Below are 18,822 nucleotides of genomic sequence, written 5' to 3' on the forward strand. Positions count from 1 at the left end.
AGACCCGAGAGCTGGCGCTTGTTGATCGAGATCAACGAAACGCTGCCTCATCCCCCGCCACGCCCGAGCAAGCTAGTCGATCAGCTCAGCCTCCATCAGCAATCGTTCCGGGATCGCCAGGCCGAGCGCGTGGACGGCTCTCACGTTGATAACGAGATCAAACCTCGTGGCGAATTGCACCGGAAGACTGCGGACCTCGGCGCCGCGAAGGATGCGAGCGACATAGCCAGCGCCGTCCCGAAACTGTTGCGTCAGGTCGGCGCCATAAGACATCAGCCCGCCATTCACAGCATAGAAGCGGACGGCGAAGATCGCCGGCACGCGGCGCTGGGCCAGCAACGGGATTGCCATTGCGCTCTGAGTACTGAAGAAACCGCCATCCGACAGCACGACGAGCCCGCTGCCATTCCGCGCCGCCGTCTCGATGACCCCCGCGATCTCGGCGCCGCTGCGGACGGCGACGCCGGTAACCGTCATGCGCAGGCGATTTTCCACCTGGTGTGCGGCCTGAAGATAAAGCGGCGCGTATGGTGCGGTCTCGGGATTGTACAGAAGCATCGCACTGCTCATGCTGGGTACCAAGTCCTTTAACAAGCTCAGCCATTTCCCGCTCATAGCATGCTCGTAAAGCGAGAAGCCGGTAAGATTGCTGGTCGGCCTTGCCAGATCGACGACGAGGCCTGTCCCGACCGGATCCGAGAGCCCGACAAAGATGATCGGAATGATCTGCGTTGCAGCCCGCAGCGCCCGTGTCGTCGCCGTGCTGGTCGCAAACAGCACGTCGGGTCCGGAGGCAACAAGTTCGCGAGCTTCACGTTCCTGCCATGTCGGATTGGAGCCCGGCCAGCGCACATCGAGTCGGTAGTTCTGATTGGCGATCCAGCCGAGGTCGGCGAGACCCTGCTGAAAGGCATTGACGCGCATCTGTGCGCCGCCATCGCCCACCAAATTGCCAGTCAGCACGCCGACCGACGGCATCGGCCGCGGTGCCCCGTCCTGAGCGCGCGCGAAAACCGGACAAGCAACTGCAGTCCCGATCAAGGCCATGAACTCACGGCGCTTCATTGCCCGTCCGCTATCCCCCTGATGTCCCGCACCCTTCGCATGACGCGATTGCTGAAGGAAACGGGGTTGGCGGCCGGAGGGTTTGATCAAGATCAAGGTCGCTGAGCTTGGGGTCGGCCGTGATTCGACTTGGTCTGGAGTGACCACCGTCAGGTGCGGTCAACTGGCTGACCGAGCGCTTGCTCATGTCCGTGCGCGGACAGCAGGATCCGACGGTCGTGAATCAGGCTCTGAAGACGATGCGCAGCGACATTCAATGTCGTGACATCGAGCGCATTCTCGTCTCCTGCAGCGGCCTTGGCGCGCTGGCCCTGGAGCACCCGGTCGATCTCGACCTCGATATCGGACAGTTCGGCCTCCGCCTCCGTCCTGCGTATCCGCGCGCCCAGCGCATACAGCGAGTCCAGGCCCCGTTCATCCTTAGAGGGATCACGCACCTGAAGGAATTTCCAGGCCGCGGCCAGCACCGAGATGAGGCCGCCCAAAATCATGGGCGCGAGAAAGATGATGTTTCCCCATTCGTCCAGAAAGCTCTGCTGCGTTCCGTTGTAGAATGCTGCGGCGCCAGGATGAACCGGGAGGAAGGCGTCCGAATCCGTGCTCGGCGCGGTCATTTGAGAGAGTATCGGCAATTCCCCCAGCAGATCCCTGCGTGCCTTCATCAGGGCGTCGGCGAGGCTGCCGGCCACCTCAGCGCTGAGCTGCTTTCGCGCGACCACGTAGAAAGAGACCCGCAACGTGGTCAGATCCTCGCTCGGGATAGGCGGCGAACCGCGCAGCGTGCCCTTCGGGACATCGAAGCTTTCATAGGCGCGCTGCTTCTCCGCGATGGCACCGGCCGCATCGATCGGAAGCAGAACCGGCGCGGTCTTGGGCGTCTGCAGAAAGAGGCCGCGTAACAGAGCAAGATATTTTTCGGCAAGAGGAACGACGACCAGGATCGCCCGCACCTCCTTCGCATCGAGTGCACGCCGCGCATCGGCCGGCTGGAGATTGCGGAACGTCACATTGGCACGTCCCAGACCGTATTCGTCGCTCAGAACGTCGATGAGCTTGCGATTCATCTCGCCGCCGATCACGCCGACGCTGGTGCGCTTCAGACCAGCAATTTCGGTAATGGAGGAGCCCGGCGGCGCAACCAGCAGGACAACGGCGTGGGCGAGAACCACGATAGCCTGCGCCTGCGATAGGTCGCCGACGTCGCCCCGGACGACAGCAAGCTCGACCTTTTCCGCCGCAAACTGCTCGGCAGCATCAACCGCGTTGGTCGTTTCCACCAGTCTGAGCCGGACCGGGGCGTTCACCACGGCAAGCCGGCTCGCCAGTGCCGAGACCAGACGCGCGGCCTCACCGTCCAGCGATCCGACGGCGATGGTCAGCGTCGTGGGGCGAGAATACCACCGGTAGCCGAACAGGCCAGCTCCAAGCACGAGCACGACAGCGCTGGCGACAATGAAGGAACGAAGCCAGATCGGCATTTTTGCGGGGACCATGTGGCGCTCACAGTGAATATGCGCTGACTGGTCGGACTGGCTCATGACGCCAGACCGGCTCAACTGAGGCGCATCGCTGAACCGAAATGCGATTCAAGCCAAAGCGATGCCGGTCAGTGCCCGCTGAGCACCAGCGTCTTGATCGGCAGCAGCAGCGCCTGAATTCGCAAGAGCATGGCGTGCACGAGGCCGACACCATCGACGACGTGCAAGGCAATTGCCCGGCCTGTACCGGTCTCCTTGGCCGAGATCTCCTCGTGATTGCTGGTGTAGGCATTGACGATGCAACTGCTGCCCGGCGTCACGCCGTCGAGGCCGCCCTTGTACAGCGGCTCCAGGAAGGCGAGTATCGAACCCGGCTTACGTGCATTCTGAGCTTCAATCAATTCCTGGCCAGCCTGCACCTGGCCGGCGGCGATGTAATCCTGCACATCGGTGACAAGGAGCGGAATGATCACCCATGGCTTGGAGATGCAGGTCGCTTCTGCGACCATCCCTACCTTCACCACCCCCGCTTCAATCTGTCCAAACCCGGCCTGCAGCCTACCCCTGCCGGCATCCGCCGGTATCAACACGCCGGCGGGTCGCATGATCTGGGCAACGAGATCGCCCGTCCGAACGAGGAACTGCTCGACCCGACCGTCGACGCCGGCGCGAACGAAGGTCTTGTCGAGATCGACCTGCGCTTCAGCCAACGCCGCCTGGCCGCTCGCTTTTTCAGCCGGCAACAGCGTTGAAAGCCGCAACATCGCCGACGTCTTGGACGCGGTGGCCGAGTCCACACCAGCCTGCCGCTGGTTGACCACGACCTGTAGTTTCTCGATATCGCGTTGCGGGACGATACCGGGATTGCGGCGCTGCAGCTCCGTCTTGACGTCCAGCTCGTCCTTGGCCTGCTGAAGGCTGGCCTTGGCTTCCTGGATCTGCGCTTCGGCCTTGACCACGTCGTTTTCTGCGCTTGTCATCGCGGCGTCGACCTCGGCGATCTTGCGCGTGGCCGTCTCCAAGGCGGCCTTCTGCTTCGAACTGTCCAACCTGAACAGCACGTCGCCTTTCTTCACTGCCTCGCTGTAGCCGACATTGACTTCCGCGACGCGGCCGGAGCCTTCAGGAAGAATGGGGACCGTCCGAAAATAGAGCGCGGCCGAGGTCGTTGACGGGTGAAAGTAGAAGATCATCGTGATCAGCGAAATCGTCAGCATCAAGCAGCCGGTGATACCCCATCGCAATTCGTACCAGATGGAAAAGAAGGTGATTTCCTTGCCGAACCGTTTGCCTTGGGCATAACGTCGGTAGAGGTAGTCCGGCAGGATGGTCAGGATGGAGCAGAACATGAGCTCAAACATGGCTGTGCTCCTTCCCCTTGACGATCGGCTTCTCGACCGGCGGCAAGCTGGGGAGTTCTGGCTCGCGACCCTCGCCGGGCGCGGCGTCAGCGATCCTCTCAACCGAGCCTGCGATACTCCGCAGCGGCGTGCCGAAATCTGGCAAGTCGATCATCGCGAGCAGAAGGCCGGCCACCCAGAAAATGTGCATGTGCGTAAAGAGCGAGATGATGCCCAGCACGGCCACGATCTCGAACTGCAGCTTCTGCGACTTGTGCGCCATTCGTTCGGGCAGGCTGTGCAGCTTCCAATAGAGCGTGCCAACCCAGAGTACGGTGCCGATCAGGAAGATCCCCATCACCACCATCAGCACGTCCGTGCCGCTTCCCGGCGCGAGGTAGAACGGCAGATGATGCGGGGCCATCGGATGAAGTTGCTCGCTCAATGGTCGCCTCCACGGAAGGGATCAGGGCGGTCTGCGCGCCGGCTCGTTACCGTGGCCGCGCAGGTGGGAAAATTGCTTGATATGAATCAAAGGTCCGAACGGCGCGAAACCTAGCTTAGCCCTGACGCCGACCCCACAGCAAGCCAGGAACGCCCCAATCATGCCCGGCATCGATGAGCTCATTCCCAACGCACTGCAAATTCGCAAGGAAGCTGCGCTCGAGGAAGCCAGAAAGGCCGAGGAATATGTTCGCCTCGCCGCCGCGGCCGAAGCCGAGAAACGCGCTCTGATCGAACGGCTGAGCAAACCGTCCGGCAAATCCGAGGAGGAGAAAATCAAGCTCGCCTCGACCATCATCCAGCGCGCGGTTCGCAACGGCCTGACCGAAGTGCAGGTCTATCGCTTCCCGAACACCCTGTGCACCGACAAGGGCCGCGCAATCAACCAGATGGAGGCGGGCTGGGAGAAAACGCTGACCGGAATTCCAAAAGAGATCTTCGAACTCTGGACCGAATACCTCAAGCCTCGCGGCTATCGCATCGGCTATCAGGTCATCGATTTTCCTGGCGGCGTGCCCGGTGACATCGGCGTCATCATTTCCTGGGGCGACTGAACACGTTTCGGCCGAGTTAAGAGAAGGCGGAGCGGCATGGCAAAGGACGAAGCCTCAGAGCGGATGAAGCGCAAGGACTACGAGAAGGAACTCGAAAAGCTCCAGATCGAGCTTTGCCATCTCCAGGATTATGTGAGGGAAAACAAGCTTCGAGTCATCGTCCTGTTCGAAGGACGCGACGCGGCCGGCAAGGGCGGCACGATCAAGGCGATCACAGAAAAGGTCAGCCCGCGCGTGTTTCGCGTGGTGGCGCTGCCTGCGCCATCGGATCGCGAAAAGACCCAGCTTTTCTTCCAGCGCTACATGAAGCAGTTTCCGGCCGGGGGCGAGATCGTGATCTTCGACCGCAGCTGGTACAATCGCGCCGGCGTCGAATATGTCATGGGATTCTGCTCGCCCGCCGAGCACGATCGTTTCCTGTCGCTCTGCCCGCAGATGGAAAAGTACGCCATCGACGGCGGCATCATCCTGATCAAGATCTGGCTCGAGGTCGGGATGGAGGAGCAGGAGCGCCGCTTCAACGCCCGCATCGACGATCCGGTGCGGCAATGGAAACTGAGTCCGATGGACCTCGAATCCTTCAAACGCTGGTATGATTATTCCCGCGCGCGCGACCTGATGCTCAAGAAGACGAGCACGAAGGAGGCGCCTTGGTACATCATTCGCTCCGACGACAAGCGGCGGGCGCGGCTGAACTGTATCGCGCACATCCTGGAGGCTATCCCGCACAAGCGGATCAAGAAGGACAAGGTGAAGCTGCCGAAGCGCTCCGACAAAGGACGCTACAATGACCAAGCGGTCCTGCGCGGGATGAACTTCGTCGCCGAACGTTATTGACGAGGTGATCGAACGCACTGCCGGTGCGGTCTGATCCTTGACCGCGCTGCTGACGGTCCGCTGGGTCCGTCAGCAGCGCATTCTTTCAATACGGGTACTGGTTGGGACAGACCCAGTTGCCGTACGTGTCCTGATAACAACCGTTGTTGTAGTTGTTGTTGTAGTATCCGTAGGCGCCCGCGGCGGCCGCACCGACGGCAGCAGCGCCGTAAGCCGCGCCTCGATAGCCATATCGCGGATAGCCTCCGGGATAACCGGCGACGGGACGGCCGGGACGGCCCGCAACGGGGTAACCTGGACGGCCAGGACGACCGGCGATCGGATGGCTTGGCCGCGGACCTCCTGCGTAATGGCGTCCGCCTCCGCCATGGATCCGCCCCGCGTGAACGGCGCCGCCATGAAAACCTCCGGCGCGCATGCCCCCTCCACCTCCGCGATAGCCACCACCGCCACCTCCGCGGCGGGCATAGGCATCATCGGGAATGAGCATTGCCGTGAGAAGAACGACGGCCGCAACAAGAGCCAGAAGATAACGAAGCATGGCATGTCCTCCCTCGATATGGGTACCGTGATCCGCTTTTCGACGATGCCTCGCGAAACGCGGCTGGCATCCGAACCTGGCGCTGATTTGCCGCCGCTTCCCTGACTTACGTGCATGAGAGAAGCAGCCGTCATTCAGCTAGAGCGGCGCGAGTGCCGCTCTACCGCTTCAAAGCTATCGTCACGCCCCCCACAGCGGCCGACAGCTCCGCACCGACCTTCGGTCCGCTAAGCTGCAGAATCACGCCGTTGCCGTTTTGGAGCTGAACGGCACCTGCGCCGGCAGCGATAGCACCGCCCGCACCGCCGACAGCGTAGGAGCCTTCGATCGACTCCGGCCCCCTCAGGTTGAGGGCGCGACCGACCAGCTTGGTGGTCGAAGCGCCGATCGTGAAGCCGACGCTCATACCCGAGACGGTGAAGGGATATTTGTGGCCGCGATACAGCAGAACGCCCTCGCCGCCACCGACGCCAACGATGAAACCGCCCTTGGTGAAGACAACGGCGACCTGGCCGGTCTCTGCCCGCGACGGCGTGCTGAAGCCGGCGACGCCTGCCAGCGAAGCGACCAGGGCGGCATAGATAGCGACTTTTCTCATGAGTCTTATTTCCTCTGGTTGTGACGCCGAGCTATTGAGCCAGGATCATTGCGAAGTAGCCGAACACGGTGAGCAGAATGCCGGACACCGCGTACCCGACCGGGAACCCAATCCAGGGCACGGAGCTCTGGATTTCCACCGCGGCCTCACGGCACGGCCCGGAGTGAGATCGCGCACCGGCAACGCCGCCCATCAACACGGCCGGGTTGATCTTGAAGACGTGGAAGCCGATCGCCCAGACGATGAACGGCGGAATCGTGCAGGCAATGAAGCCGGCGACGAAGATCTTCAACGCGACCGCACCCGTGAGCTGCGCCAACAACCCGGCGCCGGCATTGATGCCGACGATGGCGACGAAGACCACGAGGCCGAGATCCTCCAGCACGTTGCGCGCCGCGTTCGGCGTATTGCCGAAGAAGCGCAGTCGCGAGACCAGCGATGAGACGATCACGCCGGACAGCAACAGACCGCCGGCATTGCCGAGGCCGATCTTGGCGCCGAAGGCCGGAAATTCGATCATGCCGATCAGGAAGCCGATGATCATGCCTGAGGCGAGCGTCAACAGATCGGTCGAGGTGTTGGTCCGCGCAATGCGTCCCCACATGTCGCCGAGCTCGTTGACAGCCGACTTGATGCCGACCACCGAGACGATGTCCATCCGCTGCAACTCGGTCTTGAGACCGGCCGGAATCTGCACGCCGCCACGTTCCACCTTGGTGACCTGCAGCTGGCCGGCGATGGCCGTATCGCGGAAGGATTCAAAGGTCCGTCCGGCCATCTCCTTGTTGGTGACGAGGATGTCCGCCTGATCCATGGGAATACCGAGTGCCTTGGCGTCGGCAACCTCCGGACCGAGCAGGCCCATCTTGTCGGTGAGATGCTCGGTCGAGCCGCCGAGCGCGACGACGTCGCCCTTTTGCAGAACGAGTTCGGGGTCGGCACCCAGCGGTTCTCCTCGGCGCGCCACATTGACGATGCGGTATTCGGGATTCATCGTGCGGAATTTGGCAATGCTCATGCCGACCTGGGCCGGATTATCGAGCCGGTAGGCACGCAGGCCGAACTGCCGGTAACCGGTCAGGCCACCACCCTCGAGGTCCTTGACGCCAAACTCCTGCTCGTACTGCTTGGCTGCGGCCTTGGCGTCGACGCCCCACCAGCGCGGCAGATATTTGCAGATTAGGATGATGCCAACGGTGCCCCAGATATAAGTGATGCCGTAGGACAGCGCGATCATGCCCGACGCGTCTTCGGGCTTCATGCCTTCGGGAAGCTTCACGACGCCCGAGGTGATGGCCTGCTCAGCCGAGCCAATCGCGGCCGACATGGTCTGCGATCCCGCCAGCATGCCGCCGGCAGCGCCGATCGGCAGCGCAAAGAGCTTCGAAAGCATAACGACAAGCGCAAGACCGAGAACGCTCGACACCAGCGCCAGGATGCAGAACTTGAGACCATCGCCCTTCAGGCTGTTGATGAAGGACGGTCCCACACGTAAGCCGACGCCATACATGAACAAATAGTAGAACAGGCTCTTGGCGAACGCGTTCAGCTCAAGCTTCACGCCGTAGACCGACGCCCAAACCGAAAGGGCTGCGCCCACCACGATGGCGCCGGCGACCATGCCGAGGCCGTAACCCTTGATGCTGGCCCGGCCGATCCAGACGGCGAGCCCAACGACGAAGAACAGCAACAGAAACGGGTTCTGCTGCAAGAACGTGAAAAAGCTCTGCATATCCGTCCCCTTTATTACGATGCCGCCTTCAGCTTCGGCGCGGCGCCGGGCTTGGGCCGCCCAATCTTCGCCAGGGCTTCGGCACGTACGAGCTTCAGCCCTTCCTTGGCGTCGTAGCCGTGGATTTCCTTCACATCGAGCTTGCGCATGAAGTCGATGGTTTCCTGGGTGATGACCTGCCCCGGCACCATGATCGGGAAGCCCGGCGGATACGGGATCACGAAACTGGCGGAGACGAGGTCGGGACCGGCCTTGAGACGACGGTCGATCTCGGAATCGCCGAGCCGGATATATTCGCATCCCGCTGCGTCATAGGCCGAGTAGAAGCCGCTACGAATGTCGCCCTCGTTGGTCCTGGTGCCGGCATCGCCACGGAAACTGTCGTGGAACTGCGAGAAGTTCGGCAAGTCGGGCACATCGGTCATCAGGCTCTTGACGCGCGCCTCGAAGGTCTTCTTCGCATTGGCGCCGCCCTGAACCAACCCGCGGTCGACCTCTCCCGCGATCTCGGCCAGCACCCTCACCAGATGCGCGACGTCGCTGCGGGTATTGTTGATGTTGGACTGGAACAACACAGAATTGCGCGATGTCTTGTTGATCTGGATGTTGTAGTCGTTGGCCAGGATGCCCTTGAACTGCGTACCGTCGTAGCCGGCGGTGCCGCAGACCAACGTCATCCGGGTCGGGTCGAGGCAGAACTCGTCGTCGTCCAGGCTCTTCAGGACGCTCGCCCAGTTCATGCCTGTTGCGAGATAGTCGGTGAAGCCGCTCTGGCGATATTGCGCCGGCACCATCGCGTCCGCACCGAGAATCCGGAAGTATTTCGAGATCAGCGGATTGCTGTTGACCGCTTTGCGGATCGCGAACGCAATTTCGATCGCGTTGGCGACGAGACCGTAGCCCTCAAGCTCCATCTGGCGCCGCGAGACATCGAGGCTGGCGATGAGCTGCTGGTTCGGGCTGGTCGACGCGTGCGTGAACACCGCCTCCTTGAACTGCTGCTCGACGGTGTGGAATTCGACGTCCTTGACCGACAGCATCGAGCCCTGCCGGATCGCCGACATCGACTTGTGGGTCGAGTTGGTCTGGTAGACGCGCAGGCGGATCTGACGCGGATCCGGGATCAGACGAGTCTTGAGCAGCACCTCGTCCGAGGGGGTCTTGCCGAGGTCGGCCTGCTGCTTCTCGTAATCCGCGACCGATTTCGGATCATGCATCCAGGTCTCGATCTCGTTGGCGGCGCCCATCGCGGTCCGTCGCCGCAGGAACGGAGAGAAGCGCGCGAAGCCGAACCAGGCTTCGTCCCACAGGAAGATCAAATCTGGCTTGATCGCGAGACATTCCTCCATCACCCGGCGGGTGTTGTAGATGTGGCCGTCGAAGGTGCAGTTGGTCAGGTCAAGCATCTTGACGCGGTCCAGGCGGCCGTCGGCTCTGGCATTCAGCAGGGCCTGCTTGATGGTCTTCAGCGGCACCGCGCCATACATCGAATATTCGGTCATCGGGAACGCTTCGACGTAGATGGGCTGAGCACCGGCCAGAACCATGCCGTAATGGTGCGACTTGTGGCAGTTACGATCCACGATCGCGATGTCGCCTGGCCCGAGCAGCGCCTGCACCGCCATCTTGTTGGATGTCGAGGTGCCGTTGGTCACGAAGAACACGCGATCGGCGCCGAGCGCGCGTGCCGCCTTATCTTGCGCTCTCTTGATGGTGCCTGTCGGCTCCAGCAAACTGTCGAGGCCGCCGGTGGTCGCGCTGCTCTCGGCCAGGAACAGGTTCAGCCCGTAGAATTCGCCCATATCGCGGATCCAGTCCGACCTGAAGACAGATTTGCCGCGAGCGATCGGTAGCGCATGAAACGTCCCGATCGGGCGTTGCGCGTATTTCTTGAGATTGTCGAAGAACGGTGTGTCGAAGCGATCCTGGATCCCTTCGAGGATGGAGAGATGCAGCTCGAGGAGCTCTTCGATGGAGTAAAATATCCGCCGAACCACATTGGCTTCGGGGTTCCCCGCCATTGCCTCCACGTCGCGATTCGACATCAGGTAGATGTCGAGCTCGGGACGTACCCGCTTGATGACGTGCGCCAGCCGGAGCGCGGACGCGTCCGCCTCGTCATTGATGCCCGCGGCGGCGGTCATGGTGCGGAGTATCGGCGCATCGTGGCGCGAGCGCAGGCCGAACCCTTCGTTGATGACGACGGCGGCGATATTGGGGTTGAGCATCGTCGCGCAGAAGGCGTCTTCAAGACTACCGACGATCACCGGCTCATAGACGAAAGAATCGACCGGACGGCGCAACTTGCGCCATTCGGCGGCGAGCGCCGGCCAATGGTTGGACGAAAGGCCGGTGACGATCAGTGTCTCGAAATAGGGTCGATGGCCCTCATGCGATCCGAAAGTTGACGGCACAAGCTCGGGCGCATCACCGTTGCCGTCGTCCTTGGCATTCCAGTCGCCGGCAAGCTGGCGGAAAGATCTCGTCATCAACGCCTGCGTGATGCGCGTCGCGAGAGCAAGTGAACCCGCCGCATCCCCGGCCGAGGCCGCTTCCCGCAAAGCCGCCATCAACTGCAGCCCCGGATAGCCGTGAAACTCCTCTATCACGGAGAGATCCGCCAGCGCCGCATCGTACTTCGTGCGGTCACCGCCGCGCGCCCATGCCTTCGCTGCCTCCACCAGATCGCGCCAATCATCCGCCCGTCCGCCGGGCCCGGAAATGAACTGATCGATGCGCTTTTCTGTAGCCTTGGCGTCCTTGGACATGTCTCTCTCCGGATCTTTGCGACGTCTCGGCCGGGATCGTGATGCCCGCTCCCCTCGGCCCATTGATCCAAGTCAAGGGTCGAGCGCCTTGAAGAGGCCCGGAACAATTTGCGATGCGGACATCGTCCAAGGCGCTACCGCGTGACCGATTGAGGATGATGGTGAGATCGCGTCAGAGCCGGCCCGCCCATAGGTCGCGCGTATCTTATGGATTGGGATCAGATGATTGCCCGGTCATGGTTTTCCCGAGTACGCTGTCAACCGAACGAAGCCACGTCCTGCTGTCGGTCTTTTCCGCCAAGCCTTCAGCCCGCAGCAGATCGCGTAATTGTGCGTGCGCGCCGACGATGCGGAAGGTGATATTCCGGGAGGCGAGTTCGTCATAGAGATCGTGCAGCATGCGCGCGCCGGCCAGATCGATGTAGGGCGCGGCCGACAGATCACAGACAACGAGCTTGACGCCGGCCGACAGCGGCAAGGTGCCTAACACTGTCTCCAGGATCGTTTCGGCATTGATGTAGAGCAGCGAGGCTTCGGGTCGAAACGCGATGATGCCGACCAATGGCTCGACGCCCTCGTGCCTCGCATTGTCGGAATAGCGGCCGGTACCGGGCAGCCGGCCGAGGAAAGCAACATTCGGACGCGAGGCTCGCGCCAGGAGCAGGAAGATCGACGCGACGGCCGCCAGCAAGACGCCCTGCAGGATGCCCAGGAGCAACACTGACAGGAGGGCAATCGCCGCGGCATAAAAGTCGATGCGGCTGACTTGCCACATTCGCAACAGCGCGCGGATGTCCACCAGCCTGTAGACGGCGGCAAAAACGATCGCCGCCAGGACCGCCTTGGGCAGGTTCGTCAAAAGCCCCGTGAAGAACAGCAGGCACAGCGCAAGCGCCGCCGAGCAGATCACCAGGGCCAACGGCGTGCGCGCCCCGGCATTGTCGTTGACCGCAGACTGCGACAGCCCGCCGGCCACGGGATAGCCGTGGCCGAAGGCGGTGACGAGGTTCGCCGCGCCGAGCCCCAAAAGCTCCTGCCGGACATCGAGGGCATAGCCGTGCTTGGCAGCAAAGCTGCGTGCGGCGGAGACGCCTTCGATATAGGCCAGCAGCACGCATCCCGCGGCCAGCGGGAAGAGCTCGTCGGGCTCCAATAGACCAAAGCTGGGTAATCCAAACGCCGGCAATCCCTCCGGAATTTTGCCGGTCACCGGCACGCCAAGCGACGGAAAGCCAAGCAGTGTCGCCAGCATGATCGATAGCGCCATGATCGTGAGCCCGACCGGCCTTCCCGGCAGCCGCCGCTCTCCCACCAGCAGGAACAAGAGCACGATGGCTCCGATCGCCAGAACCAGCCAATTGACGCCGCCGAGCTGGCCGGCGAGCTTGATGGCGCGATCGAAGAAATTGTGACCGCCTCCGGCGACGCCGAACAGGCTCGGCAACTGGCTCATCATGATGGTGAGTCCCGCACCGGCCTTGAAACCGACCAGGATACTGTCGCTCACCAGGCGGACGAGAACGCTGAGCTTGAACAGCCACGCGATCAGACAAAGCAGCGCTACCGCACAGGCGGCTAGGCTCGCGATCTCGGCGTATTTCGCCGCGTCTCCGCCGGCCAGCGTCCCGACGGTCGCCGCAATCATCAGCGAGATCGCCGAGGTCGGACCGATTGCAAGCTGGCGCGACGACCCCAGCAGCGCATAGCCGACGCCGCCGAGCATGTAGCCGTAGATGCCGATTTGGGGCGGCAGGCCCGCCAGCGTGGCATAGGCCAGCGACACCGGAATGGCGTAGGCCGCGAGCGTGATGCCGGCGATGGCGTCCGAACGCAGCCAGGCGCGGTGATACCGCGCCAACCAGGTTGCGGGCGGAAACAGGAAGATCCAGCGCCATTTCCGCCCGGAAGACATCAGAGCCTGCCCTCCTCGCTTGAGACTTCGCAGAGCAACAGCACGACCAGCAGTGCGATCACGGGAAGACCGAGCGCCAGATTCGGGATTTGCTTGGTCGCGAAGGCGCCCACAGCCGCCCCTAGACCAAAGGCGACGCATAAGGTGGCGAAAATGCCGGGGGGACGGAGCGTCCCATTGCCGGAGGCCGCAGCGAACAGCCCTTCAATCGCCTGCCGCATGTTGCCCGTGATCATGACGGAGCTGTAGAGCGCGCCCTCGACCCTCGTGAAGACCGCGCTCTGTACGGCGGCGACGAAGGAAATGCCAAGCGTTCCCGCGAGATCCGGCAGGCGATTGTGCAGGATGGCGATGGTGACCAGCAGCAGGATTTCGATCAGTGTACCGATCGCGCTGGCGCGCCCTCCGGTCGCCCGGCGCAGCCATGCAGCGACCAGAATACCGGCGGCGAATGCAAGGATCGGCGGGACGAAGTGCAGCGCCTTCGTCCAATTTCCGATCGAGCCATAAACCCACAACAGCACAAGGTTTGCGGTCTGGGCATTGGCCATCACGCCGTGGATGATCCACGTATAGGCGTCGATATAGCCGCCGGCGAAGGCAAGCAGCAGCGCAATCGGCGCCGTTTCGTCGCGGCGTATCGACGAAGCAACGGCGGTATCCATCGTGCTCAGGTCCCCACGTCAAATCCTGCGGCTCAACACGGAGCGGGTTAACCCCCGGCAGGGGTTGATCTGAATCAAGCATCGCCCGGTTTGACGAACCAGATTTAGCACAAATCGCTGGAGGGCATGCGCCATGAGCACGGTCAGATGGATCATCTCCGCCGCTCCGGAAATTTTCCTGCTGCTGTCGGTTGCGCTGGGCACCATTCTTGGCCGCGTCAGAATCCGCGGTTTTTCGATCGGCACCACGGCCTGCACGCTCATCGTTGCCGTCCTGATCGGGCAGCTTGGCACCTTCACGTTTCCGTCCTTGCTCAGGGTCATCCTCTTCAGCCTGTTCGTGTTCACGATCGGCTACCGGTCCGGACCCGAGTTCTTTGCCTCGTTGAGCATCCGGACCCTGGCGCAGGTTGCGCTCGCACTCGTGCTTGGCGGCACCGGCCTCGTCATCGTTCTCGTATTTGCCCATGTGTTCGCGCTCGGTCCCGGCACCGCTTCCGGTCTTGCTGCGGGAGCCCTGACACAGTCGTCGGTCATCGGCACCGCATCTGGCGCACTAGCTCAGCTCGGACTCCCCAAAGAGTTGCTGCAGCAGCAGGACGCCAATATCGCGGCCGGCTACGCCGTCACCTACGTGCTCGGCTATATCCTCACGCTCCTGTACGTGCCGTTCGTCGCGCCGAAATTGATGCGGATCGATTTGAAAGCGGAAGCTGCAAAGCTCGAGGCGGAGCTGTCGGGTGGCAACCCGCCGCAGACCGAAAATCTGCATTATCGAAAGTTCCAGGCGCGCGCGTACCGGGTGTCGGCAGCGGCGGGACGGACCGTCGGCGCCGTCGAAGACCAGATCGGCAGCCGCAGCGTGATCGAGCGGATCGTGCGCCAGGGCGCTGACGTCGAACCGCATCGCGACACCGTTCTTGAAGCGAACGACGACATCGTTATCGCAGGCCGCACCGCCGCCATCGTCGCTGCAAAGCCGATTGTTGGCACAGAAATCGACGCCGACGAGATCCTGAAGGCTCTTCCAGGCAACGTGGTCGACGTCCTCGTCGACAATCGCAAGCTCCATGGCCGCTCCGTCAAGGACATGGCTGAACGCGTCGGCGACGCCGCGCGCGGCGTGTTCCTGCGCACCCTGACGCGGATGGGACGCGAGGTCCCGTTGAGCGCGGACACCCGCGTCTATGTCGGTGATGTCATGACGCTGGTCGGCAGCACCCGCAACATCGAGCGCGCCGCCTCGCAGGTTGGACAGATCCTGAGCTCCGAAGACCGCACCGACATCGCATTCCTTGCCGCAGGCATTGCCATAGGTCTGCTCGCCGGCCTCGCGAGCGTCAAGATCGGTTCAGTGCCTCTGACTCTGGGCGGCGGCGGCGGTGCCTTGATAGCGGGACTTTTCTGCGGCTGGCTGCGCTCGCGCCGGCCGACGATGGGTGCAATGCCGCCCGCCGCGCAGCAAACGCTGAGCGACCTCGGGCTCGGCGGCTTTATCGCCGCGATCGGGCTCGGCAACGGCCACGCGGCCTGGGTCGCAATCCAGTCGCACGGCATGCTGCTGGTGGGCATGGGCCTGGTCGTTACGCTGGTGCCGCTGATCGTGACGACCCTGTTTGCCCATCGCGTGCTCCGCATGAACCCGGTCATCATTTGCGGCGCGCTGGCCGGCGCCATGACTGTCGACGCCGCGGTGACCGGGGCCTGCGAAGTTGCAGAAAGCCAAACGCCGGTGCTTGGGGTCGCTGTGCCCTACGCGGTCGGCAACGTTGTGCTGACCGTGCTTGGACCGATCATCGTGGCCAGCACTTTCGCCGGTTGAAGGAGGCGCACGTGAATTTGCGGCATGCTTCAACAGTGACCTACCTGGCGGGAGCACTGAGCATCCTGGCCTGCTTTCTTGCCCCTGTGCGCGCCGACGACAATGTTCGGATCCAGGAAGAGGTCTGGGCCCTGCCGCTTCCGCTGCCGATGTTTGCCTATGTGGTGCGGCCGGTCGGCGATGGCCCCTTCCCGCTGGCGATCATGAACCATGGCGTCTCGCTCAAAGCGGTCGACCGAAGCTTTTTCCCGCTGGTTGAATTCCGCAATGCCGCGAAGTGGTTCGCCAGCCGCGGCTATTTCGTCGTAGCGCCGGTCGGAACCGGCTACGGCGCGGCCGCCATCGATATTCCCGAGCACGGTCTTTACGGGCCCTTCTTCTCCAAGGTCGGAAGCTGCACCAATCCGAACTTCCACGACGCCGCGCGTGCGGTGGCACAAGTCGATCTCTGGATCATCGACTACATGGTGGCCGAGAAGCGCGTTCTGCCGAAGGACGTGATCGTCATCGGACAGTCCGCAGGCGGCTGGGCTTCCATTGCGCTCTCGAGCGCAAACCCTCCGCAGGTCAAGGCGATCATCACCTTCGCCGCAGGACGCGGCGGCCGCGTCGATGGCAAACCCAATAACAATTGCGCACCGGACAAGCTGGTCGAAGCGACCGCCGATTTCGGCCGGACGTCGCGGGTGCCAATGCTGTGGTTCTATATCGAGAACGACACGTTCTTCGGCCCTGCCCTATCGAAGCGCATGCATGAGGCCTTCACCGCGGCCGGCGGCAGGGCCGAATATCATCTGATGCCGCCCTTCGGCAGCGAAGGACATTTCTTCATCGGCTCGCCCGACACGATCCCGATGTGGTCACCGCTCGTCGAACGATTTCTTGACGCGCAGAAATAGCCGCAGAGGCTGACGTGGAGGCAGAACATGATTGACACAACTTCAGTGCTTTCGTCTGGGCGTGCGCTCGTCTGCGTGTCGATATTGTTCGCGGCGGCTCTTGCCGGACCAGCTTCGGCGCAGAATGCAGTCGCGCCCAAGCCGGCTCCAGAGGCAAAGTCCGCCGAAATCGCGCCTCGCGGACAGCGCGAAGCCAAGGACATCACCTATAGCGACTGGCGGAAGCTTTGCGTCAAGCCCGGCGGTGCGCCGATGCTGTGCCGGACCTCGATCACCGGCAAGTTTGCAACGGGCCAGATGGCGGTGCGCGTGGACCTGATCGAGCGCGACGGCGACCGCACTGCCCGGCTGCAAGTGTTTGTCCCCGTCGGGATGTATCTGCAACGGCCTGCCAAGCTGACCGTCGATCAGGGAACTTCCAGATCGTTGCCCTACACCTGGTGCCTGACCAATACCTGTATCGCCGCAGACGCCGCCGATCCCAGGTTCATCGAGGACATGGAAGCCGGCAAGACTCTGGTGCTCGAGGTCACCGATTCCAACCTTCTGTCTCTGACGACATCGTTGCCGCTGGCACAGTTCGGCTCGGCTCATAACGGCGCGCCCGCACAGACTCTGGAGCAGGACATCGACGAGTGAGCAGCGGCGGCTTCAGCCATGCTCGGCGCAGGCGCGTTCAATGGAGTCGATGAGTGCGCTTGCTGCAAAGGGCTTGGCCAGATAGGCGGCGCACCCGGACTGAATCGCGGCAGCCTGATTTGCCTGGCAGTCGTTGCCGGTAATATAGATGATCGGGACACTGGCACACTCGCTCGCGAGCCTGCCGCGGAGTGAGATACCCGACTCTCCGTTCAGATTGATATCCAGAACGATGCAGCACGCCTCTTCGATGCAGCCATAACGAAGCAGCGCAGCGGCGGAATCAAAAGCAACCGCTTCAAACCCATGCTTTCGAAGCAACCGCTCCAAGCTTCGGCGCATCGATAAATCATCATCCACGACGTAAATCGGCTTACGTGCAAACAATGGGCCCGTCTTTCTGATTGGAAACCTGGCACTCGCGTCGCAACGACGCTACGCGGCAAAGGTTCCTGCGCTAATCCGACGGCTAACGACGCCGGTATGTAGGCGGCCCAGGGCGAATTATGTCAATAACATTTCATATTGTCCCATCGTACAGGTCTGATCGCAGACCTGACGAAGCGCACGAAAACCGGCCTGCGTCACACCTTTGCCGAATCCAGCAGGCCGAGCCGCTCGGCAGCGGACACCAATTCGGCAAACGATAGTACCTGCATCTTTGTCATCACTTGGTGGCGGTGCGCCTTCACCGTGCGTTCGGTCGTTCCAAGCTCGTAGGCGATCTGCTTGTTGATCTTCCCGCGCACGATCAGGTCGAAGACCTGTCGCTCGCGTCGCGATAGAGACCTCAAGCGAGAACGTACCGAATCGAGCTTGCTTTGTTGGCTCCGCGCCACCTCCTGTTGAGCCATTGCCCGCTCAATCGCATCGATCAACTGTTCCGACGACACCGGCTTGGTCAGAAAATCCTCTGCGCCGGCCTTGATTGCACGGACCGTCGTCGCGGTATCCACATGTCCGGTCAGAAAGACGATGGGCAGCGGCGAATGGCATTGGACGAGCGAGGCTTGCAACTCCGGCCCGCTCAGGCCCGGAAGCTGCACATCGAGCAAGATACATCCCGGATGGTCGGCCCCTGGCGGATCATCCAGCAACTGCTGGGCAGACGCGTAGGTCACAACTTCATACCCAGCCAGTTTGAGCCGACGCTGAATCGCCATCCGAAAGGATGCGTCGTCGTCCACGACATATACGAAGCCGGACAAGTTTTTTCCCCTCGATGGGTACTTCAAATGCAGAAAGACCAGACGTGCCGTTGATGCCTAAGCAAAGCAGCCCAATTAGGATGCTGCAATCGGGAACGAAGCGTCCGTTTTCGGCATATTGCCGCACCATCTGACAGACACTCTGACGGGTTCTCAGTCAGCGCATCGAACCCCTCCTGTACCTTGGTACAATGCACCTACAGACAATGGTTGAAAACCCCAATTATCGCCTAAACAACCTTCGCGGGAAGCGGATTTTC

17 protein-coding genes are annotated in these 18,822 nt (G+C 62.1%); 5 read left to right on the forward strand and 12 right to left on the reverse strand.

Annotated features, from left to right (window positions below):
• Positions 1-72 precede the first annotated feature (72 nt).
• The 4 genes from AC0L3A_RS00315 to AC0L3A_RS00330 all read right to left on the reverse strand — a co-directional run bounded on the left by AC0L3A_RS00315 (position 73) and on the right by AC0L3A_RS00330 (position 4,307).
• Complete coding sequence (locus tag AC0L3A_RS00315) at positions 73-1,155, reverse strand: ABC transporter substrate-binding protein (RefSeq protein ID WP_473253319.1); 1,083 nt, start codon at positions 1,153-1,155, stop codon at positions 73-75.
• Positions 1,156-1,214: 59 nt separating this feature from the next.
• Positions 1,215-2,558, reverse strand: coding sequence for a TAXI family TRAP transporter solute-binding subunit (locus tag AC0L3A_RS00320; protein WP_354171347.1), 1,344 nt, complete (start codon positions 2,556-2,558; stop codon positions 1,215-1,217).
• Between the two features lie 113 nt (positions 2,559-2,671).
• Positions 2,672-3,904 (reverse strand): HlyD family secretion protein, encoded by a 1,233-nt coding sequence (locus AC0L3A_RS00325; RefSeq protein ID WP_007592953.1) that lies wholly within the window; start codon positions 3,902-3,904, stop codon positions 2,672-2,674.
• Complete coding sequence (locus AC0L3A_RS00330) at positions 3,897-4,307, reverse strand: hypothetical protein (protein WP_007592955.1); 411 nt, start codon at positions 4,305-4,307, stop codon at positions 3,897-3,899. Before AC0L3A_RS00330 ends, AC0L3A_RS00325 begins: the two co-directional genes overlap by 8 nt.
• 181 nt (positions 4,308-4,488) lie before the next feature.
• Here AC0L3A_RS00330 and AC0L3A_RS00335 point away from each other — a divergent pair, with 181 nt between their 5' ends.
• Together AC0L3A_RS00335 and ppk2 are read left to right on the forward strand one after the other, a co-directional pair.
• Positions 4,489-4,941 (forward strand): hypothetical protein, encoded by a 453-nt coding sequence (locus AC0L3A_RS00335; RefSeq protein ID WP_219684383.1) that lies wholly within the window; start codon positions 4,489-4,491, stop codon positions 4,939-4,941.
• Between the two features lie 36 nt (positions 4,942-4,977).
• The gene (ppk2, locus tag AC0L3A_RS00340; protein WP_473253320.1) at positions 4,978-5,778 is read left to right on the forward strand and encodes a polyphosphate kinase 2; all 801 of its coding nucleotides are present in this window, start codon (positions 4,978-4,980) and stop codon (positions 5,776-5,778) included.
• An 85-nt stretch (positions 5,779-5,863) separates the two neighbouring features.
• Here ppk2 and AC0L3A_RS00345 read toward each other — a convergent pair whose 3' ends face one another.
• From AC0L3A_RS00345 to AC0L3A_RS00370, 6 genes are all read right to left on the reverse strand, one after another.
• Positions 5,864-6,319 (reverse strand): hypothetical protein, encoded by a 456-nt coding sequence (locus AC0L3A_RS00345; protein WP_473253321.1) that lies wholly within the window; start codon positions 6,317-6,319, stop codon positions 5,864-5,866.
• A 160-nt stretch (positions 6,320-6,479) separates the two neighbouring features.
• Complete coding sequence (locus tag AC0L3A_RS00350) at positions 6,480-6,917, reverse strand: hypothetical protein (RefSeq protein WP_007592965.1); 438 nt, start codon at positions 6,915-6,917, stop codon at positions 6,480-6,482.
• 31 nt (positions 6,918-6,948) lie between these two features.
• The gene (locus tag AC0L3A_RS00355; RefSeq protein WP_354171351.1) at positions 6,949-8,649 is read right to left on the reverse strand and encodes an aspartate:alanine exchanger family transporter; all 1,701 of its coding nucleotides are present in this window, start codon (positions 8,647-8,649) and stop codon (positions 6,949-6,951) included.
• A 14-nt stretch (positions 8,650-8,663) separates the two neighbouring features.
• Entirely contained in the window at positions 8,664-11,417 is a 2,754-nt protein-coding gene (locus tag AC0L3A_RS00360; protein ID WP_473253322.1) for a decarboxylase, read from the reverse strand.
• A 205-nt stretch (positions 11,418-11,622) separates the two neighbouring features.
• Positions 11,623-13,329 (reverse strand): SulP family inorganic anion transporter, encoded by a 1,707-nt coding sequence (locus AC0L3A_RS00365; protein WP_473253323.1) that lies wholly within the window; start codon positions 13,327-13,329, stop codon positions 11,623-11,625.
• On the reverse strand, positions 13,329-13,994 hold the full coding sequence (locus AC0L3A_RS00370; RefSeq protein ID WP_007592969.1) for a YoaK family protein: 666 nt from the start codon (positions 13,992-13,994) through the stop codon (positions 13,329-13,331). The genes AC0L3A_RS00365 and AC0L3A_RS00370 overlap by 1 nt, the downstream gene beginning before the upstream one ends.
• A gap of 133 nt (positions 13,995-14,127) precedes the next feature.
• On the opposite strand from AC0L3A_RS00370, the gene aspT reads away from it, so the two are divergent.
• Genes aspT through AC0L3A_RS00385 form a run of 3 tightly spaced genes read left to right on the forward strand, consistent with a single transcriptional unit; the run spans position 14,128 to position 17,354 of the window.
• Positions 14,128-15,816 (forward strand): aspartate-alanine antiporter, encoded by a 1,689-nt coding sequence (gene aspT, locus AC0L3A_RS00375; protein ID WP_007592970.1) that lies wholly within the window; start codon positions 14,128-14,130, stop codon positions 15,814-15,816.
• A gap of 56 nt (positions 15,817-15,872) precedes the next feature.
• Positions 15,873-16,715, forward strand: coding sequence for an alpha/beta hydrolase family protein (locus AC0L3A_RS00380; protein WP_473253412.1), 843 nt, complete (start codon positions 15,873-15,875; stop codon positions 16,713-16,715).
• Positions 16,716-16,742: 27 nt separating this feature from the next.
• A complete protein-coding gene (locus AC0L3A_RS00385; protein WP_007592974.1) occupies positions 16,743-17,354 on the forward strand; it encodes an invasion associated locus B family protein in 612 nt (203 codons plus the stop codon).
• A gap of 12 nt (positions 17,355-17,366) precedes the next feature.
• Here the strand turns inward: AC0L3A_RS00385 and AC0L3A_RS00390 are convergent, their stop codons facing one another.
• Positions 17,367-17,741 carry a response regulator gene (locus tag AC0L3A_RS00390; protein ID WP_007592975.1) on the reverse strand — a complete coding sequence of 125 codons (375 nt, stop codon included), beginning with the start codon at positions 17,739-17,741 and terminating at the stop codon, positions 17,367-17,369.
• A 197-nt stretch (positions 17,742-17,938) separates the two neighbouring features.
• Complete coding sequence (locus AC0L3A_RS00395) at positions 17,939-18,562, reverse strand: response regulator transcription factor (RefSeq protein WP_473253325.1); 624 nt, start codon at positions 18,560-18,562, stop codon at positions 17,939-17,941.
• Between the last annotated feature and the right edge of the window lie 260 nt (positions 18,563-18,822).

Source organism: Bradyrhizobium sp. MI1.3 (assembly GCF_055811695.1).